This window comes from Amycolatopsis sp. NPDC088138, assembly GCF_044741685.1.
Taxonomy (GTDB): Bacteria; Actinomycetota; Actinomycetes; order Mycobacteriales; family Pseudonocardiaceae; genus Amycolatopsis.
In genome coordinates this window covers 506,378-533,321 of record NZ_JBIUTB010000001.1, presented here as the reverse complement: position 1 = coordinate 533,321, position 26,944 = coordinate 506,378, and the positions used below count along the sequence as shown (strand labels likewise).

The following is a 26,944-nucleotide window of genomic DNA, read 5'->3' as shown; positions in this document are numbered from 1 at the left end:
CGGTGGTGGCCCTCGGTGGCATGTCGGCCATCCGGATGGCGTATCGCCTGTAGCGAGCCGCGGCGGGAATCGGAAGCGGCAGGGAGCGAGACGCCAGAACTCCAGCCGTGAGGGGCACCCTCATGGCTTTTAAGTACCTGAGGGTGCCCCTCACGACCACCCAGCCAGGGTGATCGCCACCACCGAAGTGGACATTCGGGGCCACCCCGTCACTCCTTCGCTCTACGATCGCCCGCGGAGGTGGGGCGTGGAGCCGTTGGGTCCGGGTGAACCGGCGCAGGCCGGGCGGTACCGGCTGCTCGCCGCGCTCGGTGAGGGTGCCATGGGGCGCGTGCTGCTCGGCGTCGCGCCCGATGGGCGGCTCGCCGCCGTCAAGCGGGTGCGCCGCGGGTTCGCCCACGATGCCGGGTTCCGCGAGCGGTTCCGGCGTGAGGTCGACGTCTCGCGGCTCGTCTCCGGCGCCTACACCGCCGCCGTGATGGACGCCGATCCCGACGCCGAGACGCCGTGGCTGGCCTCCGTGTTCGTCGCCGGGCCGTCGCTGCAGGAGGTGCTCGACACGACCGGGCCGCTGCCGGTGGACGCCGTGCGGCAGCTGGCCGCCGGGCTGGCCTCGGCGCTCACCGGGATCCACCGGGCCGGGCTGGTGCACCGGGACCTCAAGCCCAGCAACGTCCTGCTCGCCGACGACGGCCCGCGCGTCATCGACTTCGGCATCGCCCGCGCCGCGGAGGGCGGCACCGACCTCACCCACACCGGCGTCATCCTCGGCTCGCCCGCGTTCATGTCGCCCGAGCAGGCCGAAGGACGGCCGCTGACGCCGGCCAGCGACGTCTTCTCCCTCGGCGCGCTGCTCGTCCTCGCCGCGACCGGGCGCAGCCCGTTCGCCGGGGCGTCGGCTCCGCAGTCGCTCTACAACGTCGTCCACACGCACCCGGACCTGCGGGTCCTCCCGCCGGACGTCCGCGCCCTCGTCGAGCCGTGCCTGGCCAAGGACCCGGGACAACGCCCGTCGCCCGCGCGGATCCTCGAGTTCCTCGGGCCGCTGCCGCCGGTCCCCCGTCCGTGGCCGCCCGCCGTCCACGGCCTGATCGCGCAGCGCCAGGCCGAGGTCCGGGACGTCCTGGCCAAGCCGCCGAAACCGCGACGACGTGGCCCGCTGATCGCGCTCGCCGCAGCAGCCGTGGTCATCGTCGCCGCGGGCACGATCATCCTGGCGAACCGGGACGACACCCCCGTGGCGGCGAGCCCGCCCGCCACGACCCCGGTGACGACGACCTCCGCCCCGAACCCGGACCCGCTCGGCCCCGACCGCCTTCGCGGCGTCGACACCTGCAAGGTGCTGCCCTCGGTGCCCGGCGTGGGCACGCTCACCGTGACGATCGACGTGCACCTGTTCGCCTGCACCTACGAAACCACGCGACGGCAGTGGCTGGAGCTGACGATCGGCGGCCCGGTCGCCGCCAAGGGCACACCGTCCGGGGAGCTGGACGGCCTGCCGCTGAACGTCGAGGAGAAGGGCGGAGGCTGCGTCGCCGCCGTGCCGGTGGCGGACCGCGCGGACACCACGATCGGTGTCGAAGCCGAAGGCGCCGCCGAGAAGTTCGAGAAACCCTGTGACGTCGCGAAGGCCGCGCTCACCGAGGCACTGAAACACCTGCGCGGCACCACTTCGACACCACCGGCGGGCAGCCTCGCCCCGGTCGACCCCTGCGCGCTCGTCCCGGCCGCCACCGCCCAGCGGATCGTCGGCCCGGTCACCAAGGTCGAACCGAACGGGCTGCACGAGTGCCACTGGCACGTCGGGGGCGACGTCACGGTGACGCTCGAACGGGGCTTCCCGCCCTTCCGCACGACCGACTCGTTCTACGACTCGAGCACCACCACCGACCTCGACGGTGTCACCGCGTTCGTCACCACCAAGCGGTTCAACCCCGCGAAGGTGAACTGCACCTTCACCTGGCAGCACCGGCCCTACGGCGAAAACAGTTCGGAGAACGTGATCGTCGGCTACAGCACGTCCGCCAGCTCCCTCACCGACGCGGAGACCTGCCGCCAGACGCAGGACTTCGCCAAGGTGGTCAAGACCGGGCTGCCGAAACCGTGAGGCCGCTGGAACCGGGTGAGCCCCGGCACGCCGGCCGCTACCGCCTGGTCGCCGCGCTCGGCGAGGGCGGCATGGGCCGCGTCCTGCTCGGGGTGGCGCCGGACGGCCGGCTCGTCGCGCTCAAGCAGGTGCACCCGGAGTTCGCGCACAACGCGCGCTTCCGGACCCGGTTCCGGCAGGAAGTCCAAGCGTCGCAACGGGTTTCCGGCGCGTTCACCGCCGCGGTGATGGACGCCGATCCGGACGCCGAAACGCCATGGCTGGCTTCGGTGTTCGTCACCGGGCCGTCGCTCAAGGAGGCGGTCGACGCCACCGGCCCGCTGCCGGTCGAGGCTGTGCGGCGGCTCGCCGTCGGGCTCGCGTCCGCGCTGACCGAGATCCACCGGGTGGGCCTGATCCACCGCGACCTCAAGCCCGGCAACGTGCTGCTGACCGGCGACGGCCCGCGCGTGATCGACTTCGGCATCGCCCGCGCGGCCGAGGGCGGGTCCGACCTCACCGGCACCGGCGGCATCATCGGGTCGCCGGCGTTCATGTCGCCCGAGCAGGCGGAAAGCCGCCCGCTGACCCCCGCGAGCGACGTCTTCTCCCTCGGCGGCCTGCTGGTGATGGCGGCGACCGGTCGCGGCCCGTTCGCCGGCGCGACGACCGCGCAGATGCTCTACAACGTCGTCCACGCGCACCCCGACCTCACCGGGCTGGCGCCGGAGGTCCGCGCGCTCGTGGAGCCCTGCCTCGCCAAGGACCCGGCTCTCCGTCCGACGCCGCAGGCGATCCTGGACCACCTGGGCCCGGTGGCGCCCGGCACCCGGCCGTGGCCGCCCGCGGTGCACCGGCTGATCGACGGCCAGGAGGCCGCGGTCCGCACCGCGCTGTCCTGGCCGGTCCCCGTGCCCCTGCCACCGCCGGTCCCGCGGCCGCCGAAGCGGCGCTGGGTGCCGGTCACCGTCGTGCTGGCGGCCGTCGCCGCGCTCGCCGCGGGCAGCCTGATCGCGGTGAACCTCTTCGGCGCCGACCCGCCGCCGTCGGCGAACCTCGACCCGACGAGCCTGGACACGCTGCGCCACACCGATCCCTGCAAGGTGCTGAACGGCGTGTCGATCACCGGCCTCGGCGAGCTGCAGTCGCAGGACACGCTGTACTTCGACCGCTGCGACTACCGGCCGCGCTCCGGCGGGAAGGTCACGCTGGAGCTGGGTGACCGGTTCACCGTCGACGGCGGCAGCCCGACCGGCGACCTCGACGGCCGGCCCGTGCTGTTCAGCAAGGTCGGCGGCAGCACGTGCGACGCGAGTGTCCAGCTCCCGGCGCAGGCCGAGCTGGGGGTCACGGCCATCGCGGACACCTGCGACCTGGCGAAGACCGTGCTCGGTGAGGCCCTGAACCGGATCCGCGCGGGCAACGACCGGTACGACCTCGCGCCCGGCACGCTGCTGGCCCTGGACCCGTGCGCGGTCGTGGACAAGGCGGCGGTGGCCCAGGCCGCGGGCCCGGTCCGCCAGGTCGCCCTGACCGGGCTCCGCGAATGCGAGTGGACCGCGGCGGCGTCGGTGCGGCTGACGTTCCAGAAACTGGCGTCCGGCGTGCCCGAAACCGGGTCGCCCGCCGACGTCGGCGGCCCGGCCGCCACGCTGCGCGAGCTCGGGGACACCTGCTTCCTCACCTGGGACCACCGGCAGTACGAAGCGGGCCAGGCCGAGCACATCCAGATCGTCACGGTGAAACCCGGCGGCGCCTGCGACGCGGCCAAGGCGTTCGGCAAGGCGCTGGCCGCCGAACTGCCCAAACCGTGATCGTGGTAGTTTCGGAGCAGGCGAAGTGAAGCGTCGGAACGCTTCGCCTGTCACGACCGTGACTCCCTTGGCGCGCCAGGTACAAGTTGCCTGCCGCGCGAGGTGAGCCGTCGTTCACCTTCCTCTCGCGGCAGCTGAGCAGGAGGACCCTCATGACCATCTTGGTGATCGGCGCCCGCGGCAGTGTCGGGCGGCACGTCGTCGACCGGCTTCTCGCCGCCGGGGAACCGGTACGCGCGTCGGTGCGCAACCCCGCGACCGCGGACCTGCCCGCCGGCGTTCCCGTCGTCGCGGCCGACCTGACCCGGCCCGAGACGCTGGCCCCGGCCCTGCGCGGCGTGCGGAAGGTCTTCGCCTACGCGCCCACGGAAGGTGCCGGCGATTTTGCCGCCGCCGCAACGGAAGCCGGGGTCGAACACGTCGTGCTGCTGTCGTCGGGCAGCGTGCTGCTCCCCTCGGCGAACGGCAACCTGATCGCGGAAGAGCACCGCGCGGTCGAGGTGACGATGGCGGCGTCGGGCCTGCACTGGACGCCGATCCGCCCGCTCGTGCTGGCGACCAACGCGCTGAACTGGGCCGACGACATCCGGGACGAGGGCGTGGTGCATTTGGTGCACCCCGAGGCGAAGACCGCGCCGATCCACGAACGCGACGTCGCGGCGGTCGCCGTCGCGGCGTTGCTGGGCCAGGACGACGTGGACGGGATGCTCACGGGTCCGCGGCTGCTGTCCCAGCGGGAGCAGGTCGAGCTGATCGGTGCCGCCGCCGGCCGGCCGGTCCGGATCGAAGAGCTGGCCGAAACCGAAGCGCGGCGGCAGTTCGGGCAGTTCGAGAAGCCCGAGGTCGTCGACGCGATCCTGGCGTTCATCGTCGACGCGGCCCGCGGCGGCTCCCCGGCGACCGGCACCGTCGAGCGGGTGCTCGGCCGTCCGGGGATCGACTTCGCGCAGTGGGCCGACGAGCACTTCCGGCTCCCCTAGTCGTCGACGGCGGTCCGGCACCGCGCAGCGCGACACTAGACTCGGCGGCGTGACCGACCTCGCCACGACCAGGCGTTCCCTGCACGGCGTCGCCGAACTGCTGCTGGCGGGTCCGCAGCACCGCGCGACCGGCCGGATCGAGCTGCGCGTGGCCGAGGGCGGGTTCGCCACCGTCGTCGCGCCGGACCTGCGGGTCGACGGCACCGAGCTGGTGACGAACTCGGTGCGCGTCCCGCTGGCCGGCCGGACCTACCTCGACGTCGCCGCGTCGGCCGGGCTGACGGCGGGGGAACCCGAGGGCGTCTACTCGGGCGGCCCCGGCGTCCGTCCCGGCGAGACGATCGCCTTCGACGCGGCGTCGCTGACGACCCTGCTGCGGGGTTTCGCCGACGGGGACCGCGCGCTGCGGGAGTTCGCGCCGGACGCGACGCCGGTGCTGTGGCCGGAGCACTTCGACGTCGCGATCACCGTGGACGAGGTCAACTACGGCGTCTCCCCCGGCGACGGGTACCTCGGCGAGCCGTACGCCTACGTCGGGCCGTTCGAGCCGAGGGAGGGCGAGTTCTGGAACGCCCCCTTCGGCGCGGCCCGGCCACTGAGCGACCTCGACGGCACGATCACCGAGTTCTTCCGGACCGGCCGCGCACAGCTTTGACGTGTCGACCCCGCAATCACGCGTGTCGACTGCTCAGTCACGCGTGTCGGCGTTTCGCGCACGCGCAGCGTGTGATGGAACGGTCGACACGCGTGATTGCCGAGCCGACACGCGTGATCAGGGGGACGACACGCGCTTGTCCAGCGTCACCCGCAGCCCGGCCAGCATGATGCCGAGCGCGTAGCGGAAGTCGTCTTCGACGGTCGAGCCCGCACGTTCGCGCAGCCCGCGAGCCATCAGGGGGAACGGGAAACTCTCGTCCGCGATGGCCGCGGCTTCCTCGTCCGGGGCGGGGCGGGTCTGGTCTTCGACGGCCCGGCCCAGCACGAAGTGCACCAGGACGCCCGCCGCGCGGGTGGCGTCACCGATCGGGAAACCGGCCTCGTGCAGGACGCCGACCGCGCGCTCGGCGAACTCGCCCAGCGCGCGGGCCGTGCGGAGGTCCGCGCCGAGGGCGACCCGGGCGCCGTCGCGGTGGGCGAGCAGCGCAGTGTGCAGCGCGGAAGCCGCGTCCTCCAGCCACTTCAGCCACGGGCCGCCGTCCGGGAGGCCCGCGACGACCGGGGCCACCATCGTGTCGGTCAAGTGATCCAGCAGCGCCCGCTTGCTGCTGAAGTGCCAGTACAGCGCGGGGGCCTTCACGCCCAGCTCGGTCGCCAGGCGGCGCACCGTGAGCTTGTCGAGCCCCTCGTCCTCCAGCAGGCCCAGCGCGACGCGGACCGCGTCGGACACCTCGATCGGCACTATTCCTCCTTGACGCCTTAACTAGTTAAGGACATCCTGGCCCTTAACTAGTTAAGGAGAGTACATGGACGCCGATGTGATCGTCACCGGAGCCGGGCCGGTCGGGTTGTTCCTCGCCGCCGAGCTCAAGCTGGCCGGCGCCGAACCCCTGGTTCTCGAACGGCTGCCGACGCCGTCCGAGGAGACGAAGGCACGCGGGCTGGGCGTGCTGGCGACCGAGCTGCTGAGGCGGCGCGGCTTCGGCGACCGGCTCGCCGAGGCCGACGCGGCGGGCACCCGGGACCTCGCCCGCGACCACGGCACCACGCTCGGGCACTTCGCGAGCATCCACAAGCTCGTGCCCGACCCGGACCGCCCGCGCACCAACATCTGGCAGCCCCAGCTCGAACGGCTGCTCACCGAGCACGCTCTCGCGCTGGGCGTCCGAATCCTGCGCGGCCACGAGGTCACCACGATCGAGAGCGACGACGACGGCGTCACCGTCAACGGCCGCTGGCGCGGCCGCTGCCTGGTCGGCTGCGACGGCGGCCGCAGCACGGTCCGCAAGCTCGCCGGCTTCGCCTTCCCCGGTACCCCGCCGCTGCTCCGGACCACCGCGGGCCGGGTGCGGTTCGCGGGCGACGTCCCGGCCGGCGGCCGCTACCCGGCGGGTGCCTTCATGTTCGGCGGCAGCATGGCCGGGTTCACCGAACCCGCCGGGGACGCCGATCCGGACGGCCCGGTGACGGCGGCCGAACTGGCCGACGGCATCCGCCGGGTCACCGGCACCGAGGTCGTCGTCGAGGAGCTCACCGACGGACGCCGCTTCGCCGACCAGGCCCGCCAGGCCGCGACCTACCGCATGGGCAATGTCTTCCTCGCCGGCGACGCGGCCCACGTGCACTCGCCGAGCGGCGGGCAGGGCCTGAACCTCGGCCTGCTGGACGCGGCGAACCTCGGCTGGAAGCTCGCCGCCGCCGTCCGCGGTGACGCGCCCGAGGGCCTGCTCGACAGCTACACGAGCGAACGCCACCCCGCGGGCGAAGCGGTGCTGCGCAACACGCGGGCCCAGTCCGCGCTGCTGGCGCCGGGCCCGCACGTCGACGCGCTGCGCGAGATCGTCGCGGAGCTGATGGACCTGCCGGAGGCGAACCGGTACTTCGCCGGCCTGCTCTCCGGCGTCCACCAGCGCTGCGAACTCCCTTACGCAGCAGGAGAACCAGCCGGGACGTACACCCCGGACCTCGAGCTGATCGACGACGACGGCCGCGTCACCCGGCTCCACGAGCACACTCGCACCGGCCGGGGCCTGCTGCTGCTCACCCCGGACACCCGCCACCTCGCCGACGAGCGGGTCGGCATGCGGGTCGACGTCGTGCCGGTGACCAACGTCGGCCCGCTGCTGCTGCGCCCCGACGGCGTCATCGCGTGGGCGGGGGAAGGCTCTCCGAAGGCCGCGCTGGACGCGTGGTTCTAGTGCGCCGCACCAGGTCTTCGGCCGCCGCGGCCCAGGATGGGAACCCGAACTCGAACCCCGCGTCCAGCAGCCGTCCGGGCACCACCCGGCGGCTCTTCAGGAGCAGCTCCGTGTCGCTGCGCAGGACGAACGCGCCGAGCTCGGCCATCCAGCGGGTGGCGGGCAGCCCGAACGGGACACCCGCCGCCGCGCGCAACGCACGCAGGAAGTCCTTGTACGGCAACGGTTCCGGTGCCGCGAGGTTGACCGGCCCGCTCAGGTCGTCCCGCCCGATGAGGAGGTCGATCGCGCGGAGCAGGTCGTCCTCGTGGATCCAGGACAGGTACTGCGCGCCGCCCGCGACCGGGCCGCCCAGGCCCAGGCGGGCCAGGCGCAGCAGCATCTCGAACGCGCCGCCGGGCTCCGGGCTCATCACCATCGACGTCCGGAGCGCGACCTTGCGGGTGCGCGGCGTTTCCGCCCGCTCCTGCTCGCGTTCCCACACCTTCGCGATGTCGACGCTGTAGCCCCAGTAGGCGGGCACACCGGGTTCGCCGCCGCCGAGCACGCCGGTGGTTTCGTCGTTCGGAGCGTCGAAACGGTGCGCGTAGATCGTGGCCGTGCTCATCTGCAGCCAGACCCGCGGCGGCCGCCCGGCGCGGGCGATCGCCCCGCCGACGACCCGCGCGGAGTCGGTCCGCGACGTCATCATCTCCCGCAGGTTCGCCGCCGTGTAGCGGCAGTTCACCGACCGGCCGGCCAGGTTGACCACGACGTCGCTGCCGTCGATCTCGCCGGTCCAGGCGCCGGGCGTGCGCCCGTCCCACCGCACGCTCCGCGTCCACGGCCCGGGCCCGTCGCCCCGGCTCAGCACCACGACCTCGTGCCCCTGCCCGGTCCACGCCCGGCTCAGCACCCGCCCCAGGTGGCCGGAGCCTCCGGGTAGCACCACCTTCATGACGTCCCCCTTCACGGTCGTCCCCCTGGGGCCGACCGTACCGGAAGAGTTGAACGCGTTCAAATATCGTCGTGAGCAGCAACGAGGTCGAGGAGCGTGCGCAGCGCCCGGCTCGGCGGCTTGGTGCTCGCGGAGACGAGGTTGAGCGGCCACTCCAGGCCCGCGCCCGCGAGCGGCAGCGAGACGACGTCCGGCTCGCCGGATTCGGGCACCTGCGGGACCACCGCGATCCCCAGCCCGGCCTCGACGTACCCGGGCACGGTCCGCAGGTCGGCGACCTCAACGGTGACGCGCCGGGGCGAGCCCAGCGCGTCGTAGGCGCGGTCGACGAGGATCCGGTTGCCGAAGCCGCGGGGCATGTCCACGAAGGACTCCCCCGCGAGGCTCTCGAGCCGGATCTCCCGCTCGCGCGCCAGCGGATGACCGGGTGGCAGCAGCGCGACGAACGGCCGGGTTTCGAGGCTCCGGACGTCCAGCCCCGGCAGGTCCGTACCGGGCAGGCCGACCAGCGCGGCGTCGAGACGGCCCTGGCGGACGTCCTCGGCCAGGCCGGTCGAGCCGGTGATCGACACCGTGACCTGGATGTCCACCAGCGGGTAGCGGCGGTGGAACGCGCCGAGCAGCGCGGGCAGGTCGACGCTGCCGATCGAGGTCAGCGTGCCGATCCGGAGGCTGCCGCGCAGGCCCGCCGAGGCCTCCTGGACCGTCGCGCGGGCGCGTTCGAGGGCCTCGATCGCGGCCTTCGCCTCGGGCAGGAACGCGACGCCGGCCGCCGACAGCGCGACCTTCCGGGTGGACCGGTCGAACAGCCGGGCGCCGAGCTCCGTCTCCAGGGCCCGGACCGCGGCCGACACGGTGGACTGCACCGCGTACAGCCGCTGGGCGGCCCGGGTGAAACTGAGCTCCTCGGCGACGGCGACGAAGTACTCCAGCTGACGCGTCTCCATGAGCGCCAACTTATCGCTTGATCCGATAACTGGCACCACAACTCTTCGTTGGACTTGGTCAGTCGGCGGGTTCAGAGTGGAAGGCGGAAGATCCGTAGACCAGGAGGTCAGCATGTCCGCCACCGTCACCCCGGCCCGGCCCGCCGCGCGCCTGCGGGTGAGCCACGGCCTGGGGTTCCGCATCATCGCCGTCGCCTTCGCGACCGCGCTCGCGTTCTCGACCGTCCCGACCCCGCTGTACGCGCTTTACCAGCAGCGGGATGGCTTTCCGACTTTCGTCGTCACCGTCGTCTTCGCCGCCTACGCGGTCGGCGTGATGCTGAGCCTGTACCTGGCCGGGCACGTCAGCGACTGGCTGGGCCGCCGCCGCGTCATCGTCGCCGGGCTGCTCGCCGAGGCCGTCGCCGCGGCGCTGTTCCTGCTCTGGCCGGACGTGCCGGGCCTGATCGTCGCGCGGCTGATCAGCGGCGCCGGGATCGGCGCGCTCACCGCGACCGCCACCGCGCACCTGTCCGAGCTGCGCGCCCAGGCGAACCCGGACGCCGACCCCGGCCGGTCCGGCCTGATCACGACCGTGGTCAACGCCGGCGGCCTCGCCCTCGGCCCGCTGGTCGGCGGCTTCTTCGCCCGGTTCGCCGGCCAGCCGCTGCACACGCCGTTCACCGTCTTCCTCATCGTGCTGCTCGTCGAGGCGATCGCGGTGAGCCTGGTGCCGGAGACGGTGGAACGCCGGGAAGAACGCCCCGCCTACCGCCCGCAGCGGCTCTCGCTGCCGCCGGCCGCCCGGTCCGAGTTCACCGGCGCCGCGATCGGCGTGTTCGGCGCGTTCGCGATCAGCGGCCTGTTCATGGCGCTCGCCCCCTCGCTGCTGGTGCAGGAGCTGCACCAGACTTCGCGGCTGCTGGCCGGCATCGCGCCGTTCGTGATGCTCGGCAGCGCCGCGCTCGTCCAGATCGTGTTCGCCCGCGCCGGCACGCGCCCGCAGCTACAGGCCGGGTACGTGCTGATGGGCGTCGGCCTGGTGCTGCTGGCGGTGTCGGCGTTCGAGGCCTCCCTGCCGCTCTTCTTCGTCGCCGCGGTGCTCGGCGGCGCCGGGTTCGGCCTGGGCTTCCGGGCCGGTGTCGGCACCGTCGCCGCGCTCGCCGACCCGCTTCGCCGCGGCGAAGTCCTGGCCGCGCTGTTCCTCGCCGCCTACGCGGGCCTGGTCCTGCCGGTGCTGACGACCGGCCTGGCGCTGCTCTGGCTGCCCGGCTCGGTGGTCCTCGCCGGGTTCGCGGTGCTGGAACTGGGGTTGATCGGCTGGTCCGCGCGGCGCACGCTCAGCTGACCGCGGGCTCGGGGCCGGCGGACGACCGCCGCGTCAGGAGCCGCCGATGTCCCCCTCGCCGATCGTCACGGGAGCCGACGGCTCGGCCGAGTCGCTCGACGCCGTCCGGTGGGCGGCGCGGGCGGCCCGGCTGCACGGCCGGCCGCTGGAGATCCGGCACGCGCTCGACTTCCCGGCCCTGCTCGCGGACGGCGAGGTGCCCCCGCCCGAGGACATGCTGGACGCCCTGCGCGCCCGCGGCCGCCGGGCCCTGAGGACCGCGCAGGAGCTCGCGGCGGCGCAGGGCATGCCGGACGCGGCCACCCGGCTCGACCCGGACCGCGCCGCGCAGTCGCTGATCGAGGCGTCGAGGACCGCCGCGTTGTTGGTGGTCGGCGCGTCCGGGCGGGGCCGGTGCGCCGGGCCGCTCGCCGGCTCGGTCGCCGCGGCGATCGGCACCCACGGGCGCTGCGACACGGTCGTCGTCCGTGGTGACCGCTGGGACGAGCCGGACACCGGCGGCCCGGTCGTCACGGGCATCGACGGCAGCGACACCGGCAGGCGGGTGCTCGCGACGGCGCTGGTCGAGGCCAGGGCCCGCGAGGTGCCGCTGGTGGTGCTGCACGCGTGGGCGGACGAGCCACCCGCGGCGCTGGACCGCCAGGCCGTCGCCGAAGCCGGCCGCCGGCTGCTGGACGCGCGGGTCCCGGACACCGGCGACGTCGAGGTGGCGCGGGTGGTCGTCCCGGCGCACCCGCGGCGCGAGCTGGTCGAGCGCAGCGCGGCGGCCCAGCTGGTCGTGCTCGGCGACCGCGGCCGCGGCGGCTTCCCGGGACTGCTGCTGGGCTCGACCGCCCAGGCGCTGCTGCACCACGCGGACTGCCCGGTCCTGCTGGTCCGCACCCGCGACTCACCCAGCGTGACCGCCGGTCCGGCCGTAGCTTGGACCGGGTGATCGCCGCTCTCGCCGACATCGTCCTCGACCGGACCGCGGTCGGCTACACCCGCTTGGGCTATTTGCTGCGCCGGCCGCAGTGGCGACCCGGCGATCCCGGTTCCCTCAACGGGAAAGTGGCGCTGGTGACGGGCGCGGGCTCCGGGCTGGGCCAGGCGTGCGCGGCGGAACTGGCCCGGCTGGGCGCGTCGGTCGTCATGCTGGTCCGCGACCTCGGCCGCGGTGCTCCCGCCCGCGACGACGTCCTCGCCCGGGTGCCCGGCGCCGACGTCCGGCTCGCGCTCTGCGACCTGTCGAGCCTGGCCTCCGTGCGCGCCTGCGCCGCCGAGTTCGACCGCGTGGACGTCCTGATCCACAACGCGGGCACGCTCCCGCGTGAGCGCACGGAAACCGAGGACGGGCACGAAGTCACGCTCGCCACCCACGTCCTCGGGCCGCTGCTGCTGACCGAACTGCTCCGGCCCGCGCTGGGCGACGGCCGGGTGATCTTCATGTCGTCGGGCGGGATGTACACCCAGGCCCTGGCCGCGGAGGACCCCGAGTACCGGACGGGCACCTACCGCGGCGCGGTCGCGTACGCGCGCACGAAACGGATGCAGGTCGAGCTGACCCCGCTGCTGGCGCAGCGCTGGGGCCTGGCCGTGCACAGCTGCCACCCGGGCTGGGCCGACACCCCGGGCCTGTCCGGCTCGCTGCCGGCGTTCCGGCGGATGACCCGGCCGTTCCTCCGCACGGCCGCGCAGGGCGCCGACACCGCCGTCTGGCTCGCCGCGACCGAGCCGCCGCCCCCGGCGGGCCGGTTCTGGCACGACCGCCTCCCGCGTCCGGAGCACCTGCTCCCCCGCACCCGGCCCACCGGGGCGCAGGTACGGAAACTGCTGTCGTACTGCCTGGAAGCCATCGGCGAAACGCCGTGAAACGGTCTCCCGGTACGACGTATCCCACGCGCCGCGTTCCGCTCCTGTAGACCGAAACGCGGACTCGTCCGCGGTGAAGGGGCGGGGATGAGCGGGAACGCCGCGCGGGGTGTGGATCTCGGAGTGCTGGGGCCGTTCGAGATCGGGGTCGGCGGGGAGCCGGTGGACGTGGGCGGGCCACGGCTGCGCACGCTGCTGGCCGTGCTGGCGGCCGAGGCCGGCCGGGTCGTCAGTGTCGGCGCGCTCGGGCGGGCGCTGTGGGGTGACCGGCCGCCCGACCAGGTCGACCGGACCGTGCGGACGTACCTTTCGCGGCTGCGCAAGCCTTTCGACCCGCCGCTGATCCTGACCCGGCCGCCGGGGTACGTGCTGCACGTGGCTCCGCAGGCCATCGACGCGGTCCGGTTCGAACAGCTCGCCGCGGAGGGGCGCCGCGCGCTAGCGGCCGGTGACGCGAGCACCGCGCGCACGCACCTGAGCGCCGCGCTGGACCTGTGGCGCGGGACCGCCTACGGCGAGTTCGACGGGGTCGACGTGCTGGCCGCGGAAGGGATGCGGCTGGAACGGGTGCGCCACAACACCGTGCAGGACCGGATCGACGCCGATCTCGCGGCGGGTGAGGACACCGGGCTGATCGCGGAGCTGGAGGTGCTGACCGCCGCGTTCCCCGGCCACGAACGGCTCTGGGCGCAGCTGATGACCGCCCTCTACCGGGCCGGGCGCCAGGGTGACGCGCTCGAAGCGTTCCGCCGGGCCCGCCGCGGCCTGGTCAGCGCGTCCGGCCTGGAACCTTCACCGGTGCTCACCGAGGTGCACCGGCGGGTCCTCGCCCACGACCCCGGCCTGCTCGCCGAGCGCCCGCGGGAGGCGGTCGCGATCCCGGCCGTGGACCCGCTGACCGCCGGCGAGCACGCGCTGCTCGAAGAGGGTGACCTCCGCACGAGCCGGACGCACTTCGAAGAGGCGTACCGCCGCGCCGAGCAGGCCGGGGACGTCGACACCCTCGCGCACGCCGTGCTGGGGCTGGGCGGGGTGTGGGTGCACGAGCACCGGACGTCGGCCGCGTCGACGGTTCTGCTGACCCGGCTGCGGCAGGTGCTGGCCCGCGTCGACCCGGCGTCCCCGCTCGGCCTCCGGCTGCGGACCCGGCTGACCGGCGAACTGGACTACCAGGACGGTGCCTACGGCCGGATCCTCGCGCTCACTGCGGAAACCCGGGCGGCCGGTGATCCCGTCGCGCACGCCGAGGCGCTGAGCCTGGCCCACCACTGCGTGCTCGGCCCGGACCACGCCGCCCTGCGCCGCTCGCTGGCCACCGAGCTGATCGGGGTGAGCGCGCGGCGGACCGACCTCGTCATGGGGGTCGTGTGGGACACCGTCGACCGGTTCCTGGCCGCCGATCCGCACGCCGAGCGGCGGCTCAGCGAGCTCAAGGACCTGCTGGCCGCGCGGAAGCACCTGGCGGCCGGGTTCGTGGCCGCGTCCCTCGAGGTGATGCTGGCGATCCGCGCGGGCCGGTTCGCCGAGGCCGAAGCCGGCGCGCAGGCGTGCGCCCAGCTCGGCGAGGTGGCGGGCGACCCCGACGCGCTCGGCTGGTACGGCGCGCAGCTGGTGGCCATCCGGTGGTTCCAGAACCGGCTCGGGGAGCTGGTGCCGGTGCTGGACCAGATGATGCACTCCCCCACGCTCAGCACCATCGACAACTCCTACTACGCGGCGCTGGCCGCGGCCGCCGCGTCGGCGGGCGACCGCCGGACGGCCGTGGGCGCGCTGGCCCGCCTGTGCGGCGACGACGTGGGGGCGCTGCCGCGTTCCAGCACCTGGCTGCTTTCCCTGTGCGGGGCAGCGGAAACGGCATACCTGGTGGACGACCCCGAGACGGCGGCCCGGGTCTACGACCTGCTGAAGCCGTTCGGCCACCTGCCGGTGATGGCGAGCCTCGCCGTCGCCTGCTTCGGCTCGGCCCACTACCCGCTGGGCACCGCGGCCCTGGCCACCGGCGACGCCGACCGGGCCGTGACGCACCTGCGGACCGCCGTCCAGCACAACTTGGCGCTCTCCCATTGGCCCGCGGTGGTGTTCTCGCGCCGGAGGCACGCCGAGGCCCTGACCCGCCGAGGCCGCCCGGGCGACGGCGCGGCCGCGGACCGTGAGTTGGCTGCGGCGGAGGAGGAAGCCCAGGCGCTGGAAGGGGAACTCACGTCGCCATGCCGATGACGGCCGGCGCGCCCATGGACCGGCCGCAGCGGTAACGCGACCGGTGCGCCGGGGCTCACCGACCACCACGCATGAACTGCCCGCGGCGGAGCAGGAAGTCCGCGCCCCTCGGCAGCGAACTCACCTCGCCGCGCCGGTGACCAGCGACGCCACCGCCAGCGCCAGGTAGGCGACCGGCGCGCCGATCGTGCTCAACGCCCGGACCCGCACGTGCGCCCCGACCACTCGGCAACGAACTCACCTCGCCACGCCGATCACCAGCGACGCCACCGCCAGCACCAGATACGCGACCGGCGCGCCGATCCTGCTCAACGCCCGGGCCCGCACGTGCACCCCGACCGCTCGGCAGCGAACTCACCTCGCCGCGCCGGTGATCAGCGACGCCACCGCCAGCACCAGGTAAGCGACCGGCGCGCCAATCGTGCTCAACGCCCGGACCCGCACGTGGGCCGCGACCGCTCGGCAACGAACTCACCTCGCCACGCCGATGACCAGCGACGCCACCGCCAGCACCAGGTAAGCGACCGGCGCGCCAATCGTGCTCAACGCCCGGGCCCGCACGTGTGCCCCGACCGCGCCGGTGAAGAACAGCACCAGGCCGATCGCCGCGGCCGTGCCCAGTGCCGTCCAGCCGGCCAAGCCCGCGGCGAGCCCGGCCGCGCCTGCGAGCTTCAGCAGGCCCAGTGCCGGCACCCAGCCGGGCGGGACGTCGACCGCGGCGGAGTTGGCCAGCACGAAAGGGGCGCGGGCGAGGTCGGCGACCGCGATCCCGGCGTTCGCCGCGATGGTCACGAGGGTGACGACAAAGCAGGCGGTGGTCATCGGCGAAGTCCTTGCGTCGGAGGCGGTTACGCCTCCTCGACGGGCCGGACGCGCCGAAGGTGACCGGGGTCAGCGGGCGGCGGACCGCCCGGCCTCCGCGCCGGACCCCGCCCAAGGCCCGGCCAGCCGGAACAGCGGGCTCAGCGCCGCGAGGTCCAGGGCCCGCCGCACCACGCTCGACGGCCGGACCACCAGCTCGACCCCCGCGTCGGCGCACCGGGACCGCAGGCGCGTCAGCGCCGCCATGCCCGTCACCCCGCAGAACCCGACCCCGGTCAGGTCGGCGACCAGCCGCTCGGGCGCGTCGGCGACGGCGCGGTCCAGCTCCGCCTCCAGCGCCGGGCGGGTGGACATGTCGACCTCGCCTGTCACCGTGACGCGCAGGGTCCCCGGCTTGGGCTCGGACGTCGACGCGGTCAGCATCAGGCCCGGCTGGTCCAGGGCAGGCGTCTCGGTCAATGCAGGGCTCCCTTCCGGCGGATGATCACCGCCTACCCGGTCCCCGGCCGCCCGAAACCCTCGTCCCTCTTCCGTCCTGTCCATGGGCTGGAAGGCTCGGCGGGACGCGAAGGAGCGAGGATGCCCGCACTTCTGCCGCGGCAGGGTCCTGGCAGTGCGCCCCAAGCGTCGTCCGCGCGGGTCGGTTGGCAGAGACATGGCTCGTGTAGGGAGTGATCCCTGTGGCGGAAGGTTTCCATCGACGAACGCTGAGGCCTGGCCCTGACCGACCCCGAAGGCGCCGTTCCGGCGTCGAACACCTCGCGGACCTAGCCGAAAGCGCGTCCCGGACCCGCTCCCGCCGTCACCCGGGCCGGGACCTCGCGCGCCGGGTCCAGGCGGGGCACCAGGGTCGGGGTCCAGCCGACGTCCGGGCCCAGGTCCGGGTCGTTCGCCGCGTTGTACTCGGCCAGCAGGTCGACCGGGCGCGGGCGGCCGTGGCCTACCGCGACCAGCGTGCCCGTGGCGTGCAGGACCGTGCCCTTCCAGTACTCGACCAGCGCGCCCAGCGGCAGCGCCGCCGGGATCCGGAAGAAGTTCTCCTCCGCGTAGATGCGGGACTCGACGCCCACGCCCAGCGAGTACGTGTACGACGCGACCTCCGGCACGCGGTATAGGTTGTTATACACATGGACCTGGCCGTACCGCACCCGCGGTGCTCGCTGGCCGATGTTGGTGAACTCGTTGTGGTGCACGGTGACGCGCAGTTTGCCGGCGTCGGCGTCGGGGCGGTCGGTGCTGCCGATCAGCATCGTCTTGTCGTGGTCGTGCAGGCGGTTCCAGGAGACCGTCACCAGGTCCGAGCCGGTGACGATGTCGAGTAGTCCGTCGTGGACCTCGTACTTGCGCCCGAAGTACTCGACCGACCCGGTGTTGTCGCCGTCGCCGAAGTCGTTGTGGTCCACCCAGACGTGGGTCGCGCCGACCAGGTCGAGGTTGTCGTACTCGGAGTTCCAGTTGCCGTCGGCACCGTCGAGCGGGTCCCACTGCGGGAAGCAGTCGTGCGCGTCCTCGAACCGCAGGTTCCGGAGGATGACGTTGTCGCCGGTGACGCGCAGGGTCAGCCCGTGCAGCTTCGCCCCGCCGAGGCCGACGACGGTCGTGTTCGGGCCGACGTCGAGCACCACCTGCGCGGCCTGGTTGGCCTGCGACCGCGCCCGGGCTTCCTCCAGCGGTCCCGAGACCGGGGTCTTGCCCCAGGTCGCCGGGTCGTACTGCGCCAGGTACGCGGGCAGGCTGTACGCCGGGTCGGCGAAGTCGTCGCAGCTCTTCGGCCGGTCGCGGGCGTCGACGTTGCCCTCGATCGTCCCGCGGACGTAGACGATCTTCGGGACACCGGGTTTCGCCGCGAGCGCGGCGGCCAGCTCGGACCGCTTCGACACCGTGCGGACGTCCCGGGGTGCCGCCGCGGCTCCCCCGGTCGTCCCCGCGGCCCAGCCGTCCCGCGCGCCGAGCACCACCCGGCCGGGCTCGACGCCGTGCGCGGCCGCCGGAACGGCCATGGCTATCAGTCCTAACAGGACAAGACCCGCCGTCAATCGCATTGTCACTCCCTAATGTCCGATCTCGTCGAGCAGCCCGCGGATCCCGACGGACTCGCCGGTGAGCAGCGACCGGTTCGCGGCCAGCCCGGTGAGCAGCGCGCGCAGGCCGTCCTCGTGGTCGGCCGCGCAGCCGAGCGGGTCGGGCTCCGCGTCCCCGAGCAGCTCGGCGAGCATCCGTTCGTCACCGCCGCCGTGACCCTCCCCCAGCTGGACGTCGAGCACGGCCTCGGGCGCCGCCCAGTGCCGCTGCAGGGTCAGCCGCGCCCGGGCGGGCCGGGCCGCGGCGCTCGCGTGGACGTTCTCCCGGACGTCGAGCTCCAACCGGCCCTCGCTGCCGGCGAACGCGACGCGGTAGCCCTCGCGGGGTGAGTAGGCGTGCAGGTGGTAGTTCAGCACCACGCCGTTGCGGTGGCGGACGAGCACCGACAGGTCGTCCTCGATGGTGACACCCGGGGAGAACACGTTGCGGTCGCGCAGATAGCCGTCCTCCTCCTCGGCGTCGCGGTAGAGCGCCCGCAGCCGGGGCGAGCGCTCGAGGTCGAGGGCGAACGGGTCGTCGCGGGCCGCCTCTTCACCGGTCCCGCGGGTGTACCCGGTGGCGTGTCCGTGGCGCCGGCCGTTCTCCTCGCCGTAGAACACGAGCCCGCCCAACGCGAACACCGTCTCCGGGCCGCTGCCGAGCCACCAGTTGACCAGGTCGAAGTGGTGCCCGGACTTGTGCACGAGCAGCCCGCCGGAGCGGTCCTTGTCGCGGTGCCAGCGGCGGAAGTAGTCGGCGCCGTGCGCGGTGTCGAGCAGCCAGCTGAACTCCACCGAGCCGATCTCGCCGACGGCGCCCTCGGCGAGCAGCTCACGCACCCGCCGGTGCACCGGGTTGTAGCGGTAGTTGAACGCGACCCGCACCGCGCGCCCGGTCCGCCGCTGCACCGCGAGGATCAGGCGCGCGCCTTCGACGTCGGTCGTCATGGGCTTTTCGGTGACGACGTCGCAGCCGGCGCCGAGCGCGCCCGCGACGTACTGGGCGTGCGTGTGGTCCGGCGTGCACACCACGACGACGTCGATCCGCTCCTTCGTGAGCATGGCGCCGAAGTCGTCCGGCCGGTAGCACGGCAGGGACGTGCCGAGCCAGCCGTTGTGGACCCGCATCCGCGTCTGGTTGCGGTCGCAGAACGCGGCCAGCTCCGCCCGGGGCGATTTCGCCAGGGCCCGGGCGAACAGCTCGGCCCGCGAGCCGAGCCCGACGATCGCGTACCGCCTCATGACGGGCACCCCCAGGGCAGGTCGAGTTCGGAGAACAGGGCGAGCCGCTCGGCCGCTTCGCCGACGGCGGCGTCGATCCCCGGCACGACGAACCGGTCCCCCTTGTGCTCGGCGGGCAGCGGTCGGGGTCCCGGGGCGCCGCGCACGGCTTCGACCAGGGCCGTGAACGCGCGGGTCGACGCCAGCGGCGCGAGCAGCGGGACGTCGTCACGAACGTGCCGGACCAAGTTGCTGAGCAGATCCTCCGGCGGCTCGACGACGACCGTCTCGTCGCCGATGACGAGCACGTCGGTCTTGTAGTGCCAGCGGATCCTGCCCGTGGTCCCGTGGACGAGGACGTACGGATCGTGGTCGGCCTCGGCGGCGAGGGTGGCCGCGACGACGACGTCCGGCGCCCCGTCGAAGGTGAGCCGGGCGCAGGCGGTGTCGTCGCACGCGATGTCGCGCGCCCGGTACAGCTCGACGGCGACGCGCTCCGGGACGGCGTCGGCGGTGCCGTTCAGCAGCAGCGCGGAGGCCACGGCGTGGGCGAACGGGTTGGTCAGCGACCCGTCGCCGAGGTCGCGGCGGCCCGCCCACGCGGCCCGCCGGTAGTACTCGTCCCGCCGGATCCACGCCCCGGCCGCGCCGACGCCGGTGACGTCGCCGATCGCGCCGCGCTCGATCGCCGCGCGGATCACCGGCACGGCGGCCGAGCCGAAGCTCTGGAACCCGGTCTGGACGACCCCGCTCCGCTGGTCGAGTTCGCCGAAGGCGGCCAGGTCGAGCACCGGTGGTTTCTCGACGAGGACGTGGCACCCGGCGTCGAGGGCGAGCCGCGCGAGCACCAGGTGCGTGCGCGGCGGGGTCGCCACCACGGCGATCCCGGCGCCGGTGCGGGACAGCAGCTCGCCGGGGCCGTAGGTGACGATCGCGTCGTCCGGCAGCAGGTCGAAGGCTTCCGCCGGGGGTTCCCGGACGTCGCAGGCGCCGGCGAGCACGATCTCGCCCCGGTCGTGCAGGGCGCGGGCCCGGCGCAGGTGGGTGGCCGCGTACCCCGCGGTGCCGAAGACGACCAGCGAGGGTGCGTCGTTCATCGACGCGCGCCGGTCGCCACCGCGGCCAGGCACAGCGGTCCGGCCACCACGAGCGCCAGCACCGGCAGCATCCACACCAGCAGCGCCGACAGGGCCACCGCCACCGCGACGAGCAGTGCCTTCCCCGGCGCACCGACGGTCTCGCGAGCGGCCGCCACCAATGCCCGTCGCCAGGCCGGTTCGATGGCCGCGACCACCTCACACGTCCGCACCGCGATCACCACAGCCACCCCGGCGAGCACCCACAGCACCGGCCCGAGCACACCCGCGCCCGGCATCGAACGTGCCACTTCCAGGTCCACCGCAGCCAACGCGACCGCGAAGCCACAAGCGGCGCTGAAGGCCACCCCACCCCGGGCCGCCTGCCGGAAGTCCGCCCAGAACGTCGTCCACAGTGGACGCCCGACGCCGTGCCGCGCGCGGTCCAAGGCCCGGCAGCCCGCGGCGAACGCGGGCGGTGCGGTCAACACGGGTATCGAAGCCAGCGCGACCAGCAACCCCACCAGCAGGCAGTCGGAGAAGTCACCGAGCCCGGTGCGCCAGTCCACCCGCCGCACGGCCGCCTTCGGCATCGGCGTCATCCCTTCAGGCCGCTGGTGCTGACGCCTTCGACCAGTAGGCGCTGGAAGGCGAGGAAGAACAGGACGATCGGCACCAGCGCGAGCGCGGACATGGCGAACATCGCACCGAAGTCGGACTGGCTGCTGGTGTCCACGAACAACCGCAGGCCGAGCGGGACGGTGAACTTCTCCGTGTCGTTGAGGTACACCATCTGCGTGAAGAAGTCGTTCCACGTCCAGATGAACGTGAAGATCGACGTCGTGACCAGCGCCGGTTTGGACAGTGGCAGCACGACGTGCCAGAACGTCCGGTAGACGCTGCAGCCGTCGATGATCGCGGCCTCGTCGAGCTCGCGCGGGATGCCGCGCATGAACTGGACGATGAGGAACACGAAGAACGCCTCGGTGGCCAGGAGTTTCGGCAGGATCAGGGGGACGAACGTGTTGACCAGCCCGGCCTGCTGGAAGATCACGTACTGCGGGATGAGCGTGACGTGGTAGGGCAGCATCAACGTCGTGATCATGAACGCGAAGAGCGCGCCGCGGAAGCGGAACCGCAGCCGGGCGAAGGCGAACGCGGCCAGCGAGCACGAGAGGACGTTGGCCACCACCGAAAGGCCGGCGACGAGGAACGAGTTGAGGAAGAACCGGCCGAAGCCGACCCCCGCCGCGCCTTCCCAGCCCTTCGAGTAGCCGTCGAAGACGAACCGGGTCGGCAGCAGCGCCAGCCGCGAGAGGATCTCGTCCGGCGGCTTGACCGACGCGAAAGCCAGCCACGCCAGCGGGTACAGCACCACGGCCACCCCGCACAGGCACAGCACGTGCCAGCCGATCGACCGTGCGGTGCGGGGCACCCGGAGCGCGGTCACGGGCGGTCCTCGTAGAACACCCAGAGCTTCGCGGTGCGGAACACGATCGCCGTCACGATCGCGATCACCACCAGCAGCACCCACGCCATCGCGGACGCGTACCCCATGCGGAAGTCCTGGAAGCCGACCTCGAACAGGTAGAGCGTGTAGAACAGGTCCGCGTCGGCGGGCCCGCCGCGGCCGCCGCCGATGACGAACGCCGGGGTGAACGCCTGGAACGCGTGGATGGCCTCCATCACCAGGTTGAAGAAGATCACCGGCGACAGCATCGGCAGCGTGATGTGCCGGAACCGGCGGAACGCGCCCGCGCCGTCGATGGCGGCGGCCTCGTGCAGCTCGGCCGGGACCTGCTTGAGCCCGGCCAGGAAGATCACCATCGGCGCGCCGAACTGCCACACCCCCAGCAGGACGATCGAGGCGAGGCTGAAGCTCGGGTCGTCGACCCAGCTCGGCGTGTGCCAGCCGAACCCGGCGAGGACCTCGTTCACCGGGCCGCCGCCGGTGAACAGCGCCCGCCAGACGAGCGCGGCCGCGACACTCGCGCCGAGCAGGGACGGCGCGTAGAAGGCGGCGCGGTAGAAGCCGTTCGTGCCGCGGCGCGTGTTGAGCAGCAGCGCCACCCCCAGCGACACGGCGAGCTTCACCGGCACCGACACCAGGACGTAGATCAGCGTGACCTCGACCGAGCGCAGGTAGCGGTCGTCGTCGGTGAACATGTGCGTGAAGTTGCCGAACCCGACCCAGTGCGGCGTGGTGAACAGGTCGTAGTCGGTGAACGAGAGATAGAGCGAGACGACCATCGGGCCGACGGTCAGCGCCACCGCCCCCAGCAGCCACGGCGTGAGGAACGCGAACGCCTCCGGCTGGCTCCTGCGGCGGTACCCGCGGCGCGGGACACCCGGCGCCACCGGGCGGGGTGGCGCCGGGGTGCTCAGCGTCGTCATCGGCTACGCCAGGGTCTTGTCGGCTTCGGACATGAACCGGGTGACGGCGTCGTCGATGCCCAGCCGGCCGAACGCGATCTCCTCGTAGGTGCGCTGGAGGAGCTTCTGGATCGCGCCCGCGCCCTTCGGCGGGACCGGCGGCGCGGCCCCGAGCTTCGGCTCGAGCGCGGCTTCGTAGGCGTAGAGCGTCTTGTCGTCGCCGGTCGCGCCGGCCGAGAGCTGCGAGCGGATCTTGAGGTTGGGGGCGAGACCGCGGTCGGTGCCGAGGATCTTGGCCGCGTCCGCGTCGTTGACGAAGAAGTCGACGAGTTTCGCCGCGGCCTCCTGCTGCTGGCTGCGCGCGGAGACGGACAGGAACATCGACGGCCGCCGGTACTGCCCGAGGTCGCCGTTCGCGCCCGTCGGGTACGGCGCGACGTTCAGGTTCTTGCCGTTCGCCTTGCGGTAGGCGGGCAGGAGGTTGTCGTAGGCGAACTCCGAGCTGGTCAGCTTCTTGCCGAGCGGCGACTGCTCGGGCGAGGTGTTGTAGGACGCCGTCACGTCGGCGGGCGAGGAGCCCTTGGCGTCGCGGAACTTGCTCGCGAGCTGCCAGTACCGGCGCAGGTCGTCGGCGGTGAAGCCGAGCTTGCCCTCGGGGGTGTAGAACTGCTTGCCCTGCTGGCGCAGCCAGATCTCCAGCGGCGTGTCGAGGATGCCGAAGTCGGTCGTCCCGCGGGCGGCGAACCCGCTGGCGGCGCTGATCTTGGCGGTCGCGTCGGCGTACTGGTCCCAGGTCAGGCCCTTCGCCGGGTCCGCGCCGGCCGCGGTGAAGGCGGCGGGGTCGTACAGCATCGCCGGGGTGTTCTGCGCCCACGGCACGGCGTAACGTTTGCCCTGGTAGACGCCGGTGGCGGCCAGCTCCGGGTTGACGTCGGCCAGCGAGACCGCCTTGCCGGCACCCTGGTTCAGGTCGGCCAGCACGTTCCGCCCGCCGTACTCCGCGAGGTAGCGGGTGTCGACGTTCATCACGTCCGGCGGCTTGCCCCCGGCCGTCTGCGTCGCCAGCTTCTCCCAGTAGGCCGCGTACGCCGCGAACGACGTCTGCACCTTGATCGTGGGATTCTTCTTCTGGAACAGCTCGACGGCCTGCTTGGTCAGGTTCGCCCGGCCGTCACTGCCCCACCACGCGAAGGTGATGGTCACGTCACCGCCGTTCCCGCTGTCCGCACCGCAAGCGGTGCTCCCGGTCAGCAGCAGGGCGGCCATCGCGGCCACCCCGAACCTGCGCGCTCGCGTCCGACGCATCGACATCTCCGTCCGGTCGGAATGGCTGGAAGCGCTCCCGGCCGAGGGTCGAGAAAGCGCTTACAAGGATCCGGCGGTCCACCGTAGGGCGCCCGCGACAAAGGTGTCAATACGCGGATTTCACCTTCGAATTCGTCGAATTCCGGTTACTCCGAACGCATTCACGGGCGGCGGTTGGTGCTCTGTCCATGAACGCCGACCGATTTGGTGACACGCCGGTTCACCGAGCCGGGGATGGCTTGCCTGGCCCCTCGGTGGACGGGTGGCCGTCGCCGATCTGTGCCGCCCGCCCGGACGCAGGAATCCGCCGGGGGCGGCCGACACCTCGCCCCATCCGCCTGACTAGCGGTCACGGCCGGGATCCGGTTGCCGGACCCGATTTCCCGTCGCGGCGCGGGAGTACCGAGTGCGCTCCCCGCGGCTAGATCCCGGACTCGCCGAAGACGTGGCGGCGGACGAACGGGGTGCGGAACGTGCCGCCCGGGTCCAGACTTCCCGCCAGGGAACGGAAATCGGCCAGTCGAGGGTACACCGCGTCCAGGTCGCCGCCGTGGAAGAGCTTGCCCCAGTGCGGGCGCGCGCCGAACGGGGCCAGGCGCTCTTCCAGCAGCGGCAGCAGCGCCTCGACCTCGGGCTGGCGCGGCTGCCACGTGAAGTGGAACGCGACCCGGTCGCCGCCCTGGGCCGGGCTCAGCCACAGCTCGTCCCCCGCGACCGTGCGGATCTCGGACACCAGCAGCACCGGCGCCAGCCGGTCGCCGATCCCCCGCACCGCCTCGATCGCGGCCGCCGCGTCCCGGTAGGGCACGAAGTACTCCGTCTGCAGCTCGTCCCCGACGCTCGGGGTGAACTCCAGCGCGAAGTGCGGGAGCCGCTGGTGCCACGGACCCGGCACACCCCGCTGCGGCGTGACGTTGCCCGCCGGGATCCCGGCCGCGTGCGCCGGGTGGCGCGGGCCGTCGGCGGGGACGGCACCGAACAGCCCGGGCCGCTCGGTGAAGGCGTCCACGCGGCTCTTGACCCAGACCTGGTCGACCACGTCGTTCACCCAGTTCGTGAACAGGCTGACGCTGTACCCGGCGCCGGAGATCTCGTCGAAGTGCCGCTGGGCGGCCTCCCAGGGCAGGCCGTCGAAGACGTCCTGCCGGACGTCGAACGCGGGCACCAGGTCCAGGGTCAGGCGGGTGACGACGCCGAGCGCGCCGAGGCTCACGACCAGCCCGGGGAAGACGTCCGGATCGGCGTCGCGCGAGAAGGTGCGGACCTCGCCGCCCGCGGTGACCAGCTCCAGCGCCGAGACGGCCGCGGCGAGCCCGCGCTGCCGCCGTCCGGACCCGTGCGTGCCGGTGGCGACGCTGCCGGCGACCGTGATGTGCGGCAGCGACGCGAGGTTGGCCAGTGCGAACCCGGCGGCGTGCAGCTCGCCCGCGAAGTCGCCGTAGCGCGCGGAGCCGCCGACGGTGACCGTCGCGGCGCCGGTGTCGATCTCCACCGGGCTCTCGAGCGCGCTCAGGTCGAGGAGCACCCCGCCGGGCGCGTCCGCGATGTCGTTGAAGCAGTGCCTGCTGCCCAGCGCCTTGACGCTAGACGCGGCGGCGACCGCCTCACGCACTTCGTCGTGCGAGCGCGGCATCACCACGGATTCGGCGGCGTACTGATGGTTTCCGGCCCAGTTCTGCTCGCCCATGCCACCGACACTACTCAAGCCGAGTACTGCCAGAAGTCCCGCATCCACGCCGGCACGACCGGGCTGTCCGCCCCGACCTGGGTGAACAGCACGCTGACCGTGCCTGTGGCCGGGACGACGTGGGCGGAGGTGCCGGTGCCGCCGACCCAGCCGTACCGGCCCGGGACGTTCCACGGGTCGAGGGCGGCGACGTCGACCGACCCGCCCATCCCCCAGCCCTGGCCCTCCAGGAACAGCGCGCCGATCTCCCGCTGCGCGGCGGTGGTGTGGTCGGTGGTCATCAGCCGGACGGCCTCGGGGGTGAGGACGCGCTTGCCGTCGGCGGCGGTGCCTTCGGCGAGCAGCATCCGTCCGAACGCGACCCAGTCGCCCACCGTCCCGGCCAGGCCGCCCGAGCCCAGCGGCATCGCCGGCATCGTGCTCCACTGGCCGTCCGGCGCGTCGGCGAGCTCCAGCCCGTCCGGGCCGGCCTTGTAGAAGCTGGTGAACCGGTCGCGCCGGTCGGCCCCGACGACGAACCCGGTGTCGGCCATGCCCAGCGGCGCGAGGATCCGCTCCTCGAGGAACTCCGGCAGCGAGGATCCGGACACCCGGGCGGCGAGCACCCCCTGCACCGCCGAACACGTGTCGTAGAGCCAGCTCTCACCCGGTTGGTAGACCAGCGGCACCTCACCCAGGCGGGCGACCCAGACGTCGGTCTCGGGGAAGTGCTGCACCTCCCGGCCGTCGAGCTGGACGGGGAACAGGGCCTGCATCGCCGGGAGCGAGAAGTCGGACGCGAACCCCCAGCCGGCCTGGCTGGTGAGCAGGTCGGACACGGTGATCGGCCGCTTTGCCGGCACGAGGTCGTCGACCGGGCTCGCCGGGGTGCGCACGACCTTCGGGTCCGCGAGCTCCGGCAGCCACCGGCCGATCGGGTCGTCCAGGGCGAGCCGGCCGTCGTCCACCAGGGCCAGGACGGCGGCGGCGGTGATCGGCTTGGTGAGGGAGGCGATCCGGAACAGGGAGTCCTCGGTCATCGGCCGGGTGCCCTCGACGTCGGCCGAGCCGACGGCCGCGACCTCCGTACCCCCGGGCCCGGCCACGACGGCGACCGCGCCGGGCAGCGCACCGGCGTCGACGTGCTTCTGCAAGGTGTCACGCAGGCTCATGGCCACTCCCCAGGTCGGTTCCCGGCCGAGGCTAGCTCACCGGGCCGGGATGATCGCCCGGTGCGCACCGGCCAAGCCGGGCGGGCTCAGAAGCCGGCCCATCCGCTTCGGCATCCGCAAGGTGTCACGCGAGCTCATGCCACTCCCCGGATCGGCTTTCCGCCGAGGCTAGCTCAGCGGGCCGGGATGATCGCCTGATGCGCACCGGCCAAGCCGTGCGGGCTCAGGAGACAGC

23 protein-coding genes are annotated in these 26,944 nt (G+C 73.3%); 9 read left to right on the top strand and 14 right to left on the bottom strand.

The genetic code is table 11. The annotated features are described in order from the left end of the window. Positions 1–247: 247 nt before the first annotated feature. The 4 genes from ACIOD2_RS02615 to ACIOD2_RS02600 all read left to right on the top strand — a co-directional run bounded on the left by ACIOD2_RS02615 (position 248) and on the right by ACIOD2_RS02600 (position 5,535). Positions 248–2,107 (top strand): serine/threonine-protein kinase, encoded by a 1,860-nt coding sequence (locus ACIOD2_RS02615; RefSeq protein WP_400533410.1) that lies wholly within the window; start codon positions 248–250, stop codon positions 2,105–2,107. Continuing rightward, positions 2,104–3,900 carry a serine/threonine-protein kinase gene (locus ACIOD2_RS02610; RefSeq protein WP_400533408.1) on the top strand — a complete coding sequence of 599 codons (1,797 nt, stop codon included), beginning with the start codon at positions 2,104–2,106 and terminating at the stop codon, positions 3,898–3,900. Before ACIOD2_RS02615 ends, ACIOD2_RS02610 begins: the two co-directional genes overlap by 4 nt. A gap of 152 nt (positions 3,901–4,052) precedes the next feature. Beyond that, complete coding sequence (locus ACIOD2_RS02605) at positions 4,053–4,880, top strand: NAD(P)H-binding protein (protein ID WP_400533406.1); 828 nt, start codon at positions 4,053–4,055, stop codon at positions 4,878–4,880. 49 nt (positions 4,881–4,929) lie between these two features. Next, entirely contained in the window at positions 4,930–5,535 is a 606-nt protein-coding gene (locus ACIOD2_RS02600) for a hypothetical protein (RefSeq protein WP_400533404.1), read from the top strand. 117 nt (positions 5,536–5,652) lie between these two features. Here the strand turns inward: ACIOD2_RS02600 and ACIOD2_RS02595 are convergent, their stop codons facing one another. After that, positions 5,653–6,279 (bottom strand): TetR/AcrR family transcriptional regulator C-terminal domain-containing protein, encoded by a 627-nt coding sequence (locus ACIOD2_RS02595; RefSeq protein WP_400533402.1) that lies wholly within the window; start codon positions 6,277–6,279, stop codon positions 5,653–5,655. 64 nt (positions 6,280–6,343) lie between these two features. On the opposite strand from ACIOD2_RS02595, the gene ACIOD2_RS02590 reads away from it, so the two are divergent. Further along, positions 6,344–7,735: an FAD-dependent monooxygenase gene (locus ACIOD2_RS02590; RefSeq protein ID WP_400533400.1), complete on the top strand. Its 1,392-nt coding sequence runs from the start codon at positions 6,344–6,346 to the stop codon at positions 7,733–7,735. Here the strand turns inward: ACIOD2_RS02590 and ACIOD2_RS02585 are convergent. After that, a complete protein-coding gene (locus tag ACIOD2_RS02585; RefSeq protein WP_400533398.1) occupies positions 7,680–8,672 on the bottom strand; it encodes an epimerase in 993 nt (330 codons plus the stop codon). The genes ACIOD2_RS02590 and ACIOD2_RS02585 overlap by 56 nt on opposite strands. Positions 8,673–8,731: 59 nt before the next feature. Beyond that, positions 8,732–9,619 (bottom strand): LysR family transcriptional regulator, encoded by an 888-nt coding sequence (locus tag ACIOD2_RS02580; RefSeq protein WP_400533396.1) that lies wholly within the window; start codon positions 9,617–9,619, stop codon positions 8,732–8,734. 112 nt (positions 9,620–9,731) lie between these two features. On the opposite strand from ACIOD2_RS02580, the gene ACIOD2_RS02575 reads away from it, so the two are divergent. The 4 genes from ACIOD2_RS02575 to ACIOD2_RS02560 all read left to right on the top strand — a co-directional run bounded on the left by ACIOD2_RS02575 (position 9,732) and on the right by ACIOD2_RS02560 (position 15,014). After that, positions 9,732–10,946 (top strand): MFS transporter, encoded by a 1,215-nt coding sequence (locus ACIOD2_RS02575; RefSeq protein WP_400533394.1) that lies wholly within the window; start codon positions 9,732–9,734, stop codon positions 10,944–10,946. 46 nt (positions 10,947–10,992) lie between these two features. After that, a complete protein-coding gene (locus ACIOD2_RS02570; RefSeq protein ID WP_400533392.1) occupies positions 10,993–11,880 on the top strand; it encodes a universal stress protein in 888 nt (295 codons plus the stop codon). Continuing rightward, positions 11,877–12,797 (top strand): SDR family NAD(P)-dependent oxidoreductase, encoded by a 921-nt coding sequence (locus ACIOD2_RS02565; RefSeq protein ID WP_400533391.1) that lies wholly within the window; start codon positions 11,877–11,879, stop codon positions 12,795–12,797. The genes ACIOD2_RS02570 and ACIOD2_RS02565 overlap by 4 nt, the downstream gene beginning before the upstream one ends. Positions 12,798–12,884: 87 nt before the next feature. Next, a complete protein-coding gene (locus ACIOD2_RS02560) occupies positions 12,885–15,014 on the top strand; it encodes a BTAD domain-containing putative transcriptional regulator (protein WP_400533389.1) in 2,130 nt (709 codons plus the stop codon). 471 nt (positions 15,015–15,485) lie between these two features. Here the strand turns inward: ACIOD2_RS02560 and ACIOD2_RS02555 are convergent, their stop codons facing one another. The 11 genes from ACIOD2_RS02555 to ACIOD2_RS02505 all read right to left on the bottom strand — a co-directional run bounded on the left by ACIOD2_RS02555 (position 15,486) and on the right by ACIOD2_RS02505 (position 26,709). After that, on the bottom strand, positions 15,486–15,836 hold the full coding sequence (locus ACIOD2_RS02555) for a DoxX family protein (protein WP_400533387.1): 351 nt from the start codon (positions 15,834–15,836) through the stop codon (positions 15,486–15,488). Positions 15,837–15,905: 69 nt separating this feature from the next. Beyond that, on the bottom strand, positions 15,906–16,295 hold the full coding sequence (locus tag ACIOD2_RS02550; RefSeq protein ID WP_400533386.1) for an STAS domain-containing protein: 390 nt from the start codon (positions 16,293–16,295) through the stop codon (positions 15,906–15,908). Positions 16,296–16,603: 308 nt separating this feature from the next. Further along, positions 16,604–17,836 carry a polysaccharide lyase family 1 protein gene (locus ACIOD2_RS02545; protein ID WP_400533384.1) on the bottom strand — a complete coding sequence of 411 codons (1,233 nt, stop codon included), beginning with the start codon at positions 17,834–17,836 and terminating at the stop codon, positions 16,604–16,606. A 51-nt stretch (positions 17,837–17,887) separates the two neighbouring features. Further along, positions 17,888–19,138: a Gfo/Idh/MocA family protein gene (locus ACIOD2_RS02540; protein WP_400533382.1), complete on the bottom strand. Its 1,251-nt coding sequence runs from the start codon at positions 19,136–19,138 to the stop codon at positions 17,888–17,890. Further along, entirely contained in the window at positions 19,135–20,214 is a 1,080-nt protein-coding gene (locus ACIOD2_RS02535; protein ID WP_400533380.1) for a Gfo/Idh/MocA family protein, read from the bottom strand. The genes ACIOD2_RS02540 and ACIOD2_RS02535 overlap by 4 nt, the downstream gene beginning before the upstream one ends. Then, entirely contained in the window at positions 20,211–20,786 is a 576-nt protein-coding gene (locus ACIOD2_RS02530) for a hypothetical protein (RefSeq protein WP_400533378.1), read from the bottom strand. The genes ACIOD2_RS02535 and ACIOD2_RS02530 overlap by 4 nt, the downstream gene beginning before the upstream one ends. Positions 20,787–20,791: 5 nt before the next feature. After that, the gene (locus tag ACIOD2_RS02525) at positions 20,792–21,643 is read right to left on the bottom strand and encodes a carbohydrate ABC transporter permease (protein WP_400533376.1); all 852 of its coding nucleotides are present in this window, start codon (positions 21,641–21,643) and stop codon (positions 20,792–20,794) included. Beyond that, entirely contained in the window at positions 21,640–22,587 is a 948-nt protein-coding gene (locus tag ACIOD2_RS02520; RefSeq protein ID WP_400533374.1) for a carbohydrate ABC transporter permease, read from the bottom strand. Before ACIOD2_RS02520 ends, ACIOD2_RS02525 begins: the two co-directional genes overlap by 4 nt. Before the next feature lie 3 nt (positions 22,588–22,590). After that, positions 22,591–23,871 carry an ABC transporter substrate-binding protein gene (locus ACIOD2_RS02515; protein WP_400533372.1) on the bottom strand — a complete coding sequence of 427 codons (1,281 nt, stop codon included), beginning with the start codon at positions 23,869–23,871 and terminating at the stop codon, positions 22,591–22,593. 421 nt (positions 23,872–24,292) lie between these two features. Then, entirely contained in the window at positions 24,293–25,558 is a 1,266-nt protein-coding gene (locus tag ACIOD2_RS02510) for an FAD-binding protein (protein WP_400533370.1), read from the bottom strand. Positions 25,559–25,572: 14 nt separating this feature from the next. Further along, on the bottom strand, positions 25,573–26,709 hold the full coding sequence (locus ACIOD2_RS02505; RefSeq protein WP_400533368.1) for a serine hydrolase domain-containing protein: 1,137 nt from the start codon (positions 26,707–26,709) through the stop codon (positions 25,573–25,575). Between the last annotated feature and the right edge of the window lie 235 nt (positions 26,710–26,944).

Bases quoted from the DNA above. Each gene is read 5' to 3' on its own strand.
- ACIOD2_RS02540 (WP_400533382.1), bottom strand. From the start codon at position 19,138: ATGAGGCGGTACGCGATCGTCGGGCTCGGCTCGCGGGCCGAGCTGTTC.
- ACIOD2_RS02545 (WP_400533384.1), bottom strand. From the start codon at position 17,836: ATGGCCGTTCCGGCGGCCGCGCACGGCGTCGAGCCCGGCCGGGTGGTG.
- ACIOD2_RS02605 (WP_400533406.1), top strand. From the start codon at position 4,053: ATGACCATCTTGGTGATCGGCGCCCGCGGCAGTGTCGGGCGGCACGTC.
- ACIOD2_RS02535 (WP_400533380.1), bottom strand. From the start codon at position 20,214: ATGAACGACGCACCCTCGCTGGTCGTCTTCGGCACCGCGGGGTACGCG.
- ACIOD2_RS02570 (WP_400533392.1), top strand. From the start codon at position 10,993: ATGTCCCCCTCGCCGATCGTCACGGGAGCCGACGGCTCGGCCGAGTCG.
- ACIOD2_RS02510 (WP_400533370.1), bottom strand. From the start codon at position 25,558: ATGGGCGAGCAGAACTGGGCCGGAAACCATCAGTACGCCGCCGAATCC.
- ACIOD2_RS02575 (WP_400533394.1), top strand. From the start codon at position 9,732: ATGTCCGCCACCGTCACCCCGGCCCGGCCCGCCGCGCGCCTGCGGGTG.
- ACIOD2_RS02515 (WP_400533372.1), bottom strand. From the start codon at position 23,871: ATGCGTCGGACGCGAGCGCGCAGGTTCGGGGTGGCCGCGATGGCCGCC.
- ACIOD2_RS02580 (WP_400533396.1), bottom strand. From the start codon at position 9,619: ATGGAGACGCGTCAGCTGGAGTACTTCGTCGCCGTCGCCGAGGAGCTC.
- ACIOD2_RS02560 (WP_400533389.1), top strand. From the start codon at position 12,885: ATGAGCGGGAACGCCGCGCGGGGTGTGGATCTCGGAGTGCTGGGGCCG.
- ACIOD2_RS02590 (WP_400533400.1), top strand. From the start codon at position 6,344: ATGGACGCCGATGTGATCGTCACCGGAGCCGGGCCGGTCGGGTTGTTC.
- ACIOD2_RS02585 (WP_400533398.1), bottom strand. From the start codon at position 8,672: ATGAAGGTGGTGCTACCCGGAGGCTCCGGCCACCTGGGGCGGGTGCTG.
- ACIOD2_RS02530 (WP_400533378.1), bottom strand. From the start codon at position 20,786: ATGCCGAAGGCGGCCGTGCGGCGGGTGGACTGGCGCACCGGGCTCGGT.
- ACIOD2_RS02505 (WP_400533368.1), bottom strand. From the start codon at position 26,709: ATGAGCCTGCGTGACACCTTGCAGAAGCACGTCGACGCCGGTGCGCTG.
- ACIOD2_RS02555 (WP_400533387.1), bottom strand. From the start codon at position 15,836: ATGACCACCGCCTGCTTTGTCGTCACCCTCGTGACCATCGCGGCGAAC.
- ACIOD2_RS02520 (WP_400533374.1), bottom strand. From the start codon at position 22,587: ATGACGACGCTGAGCACCCCGGCGCCACCCCGCCCGGTGGCGCCGGGT.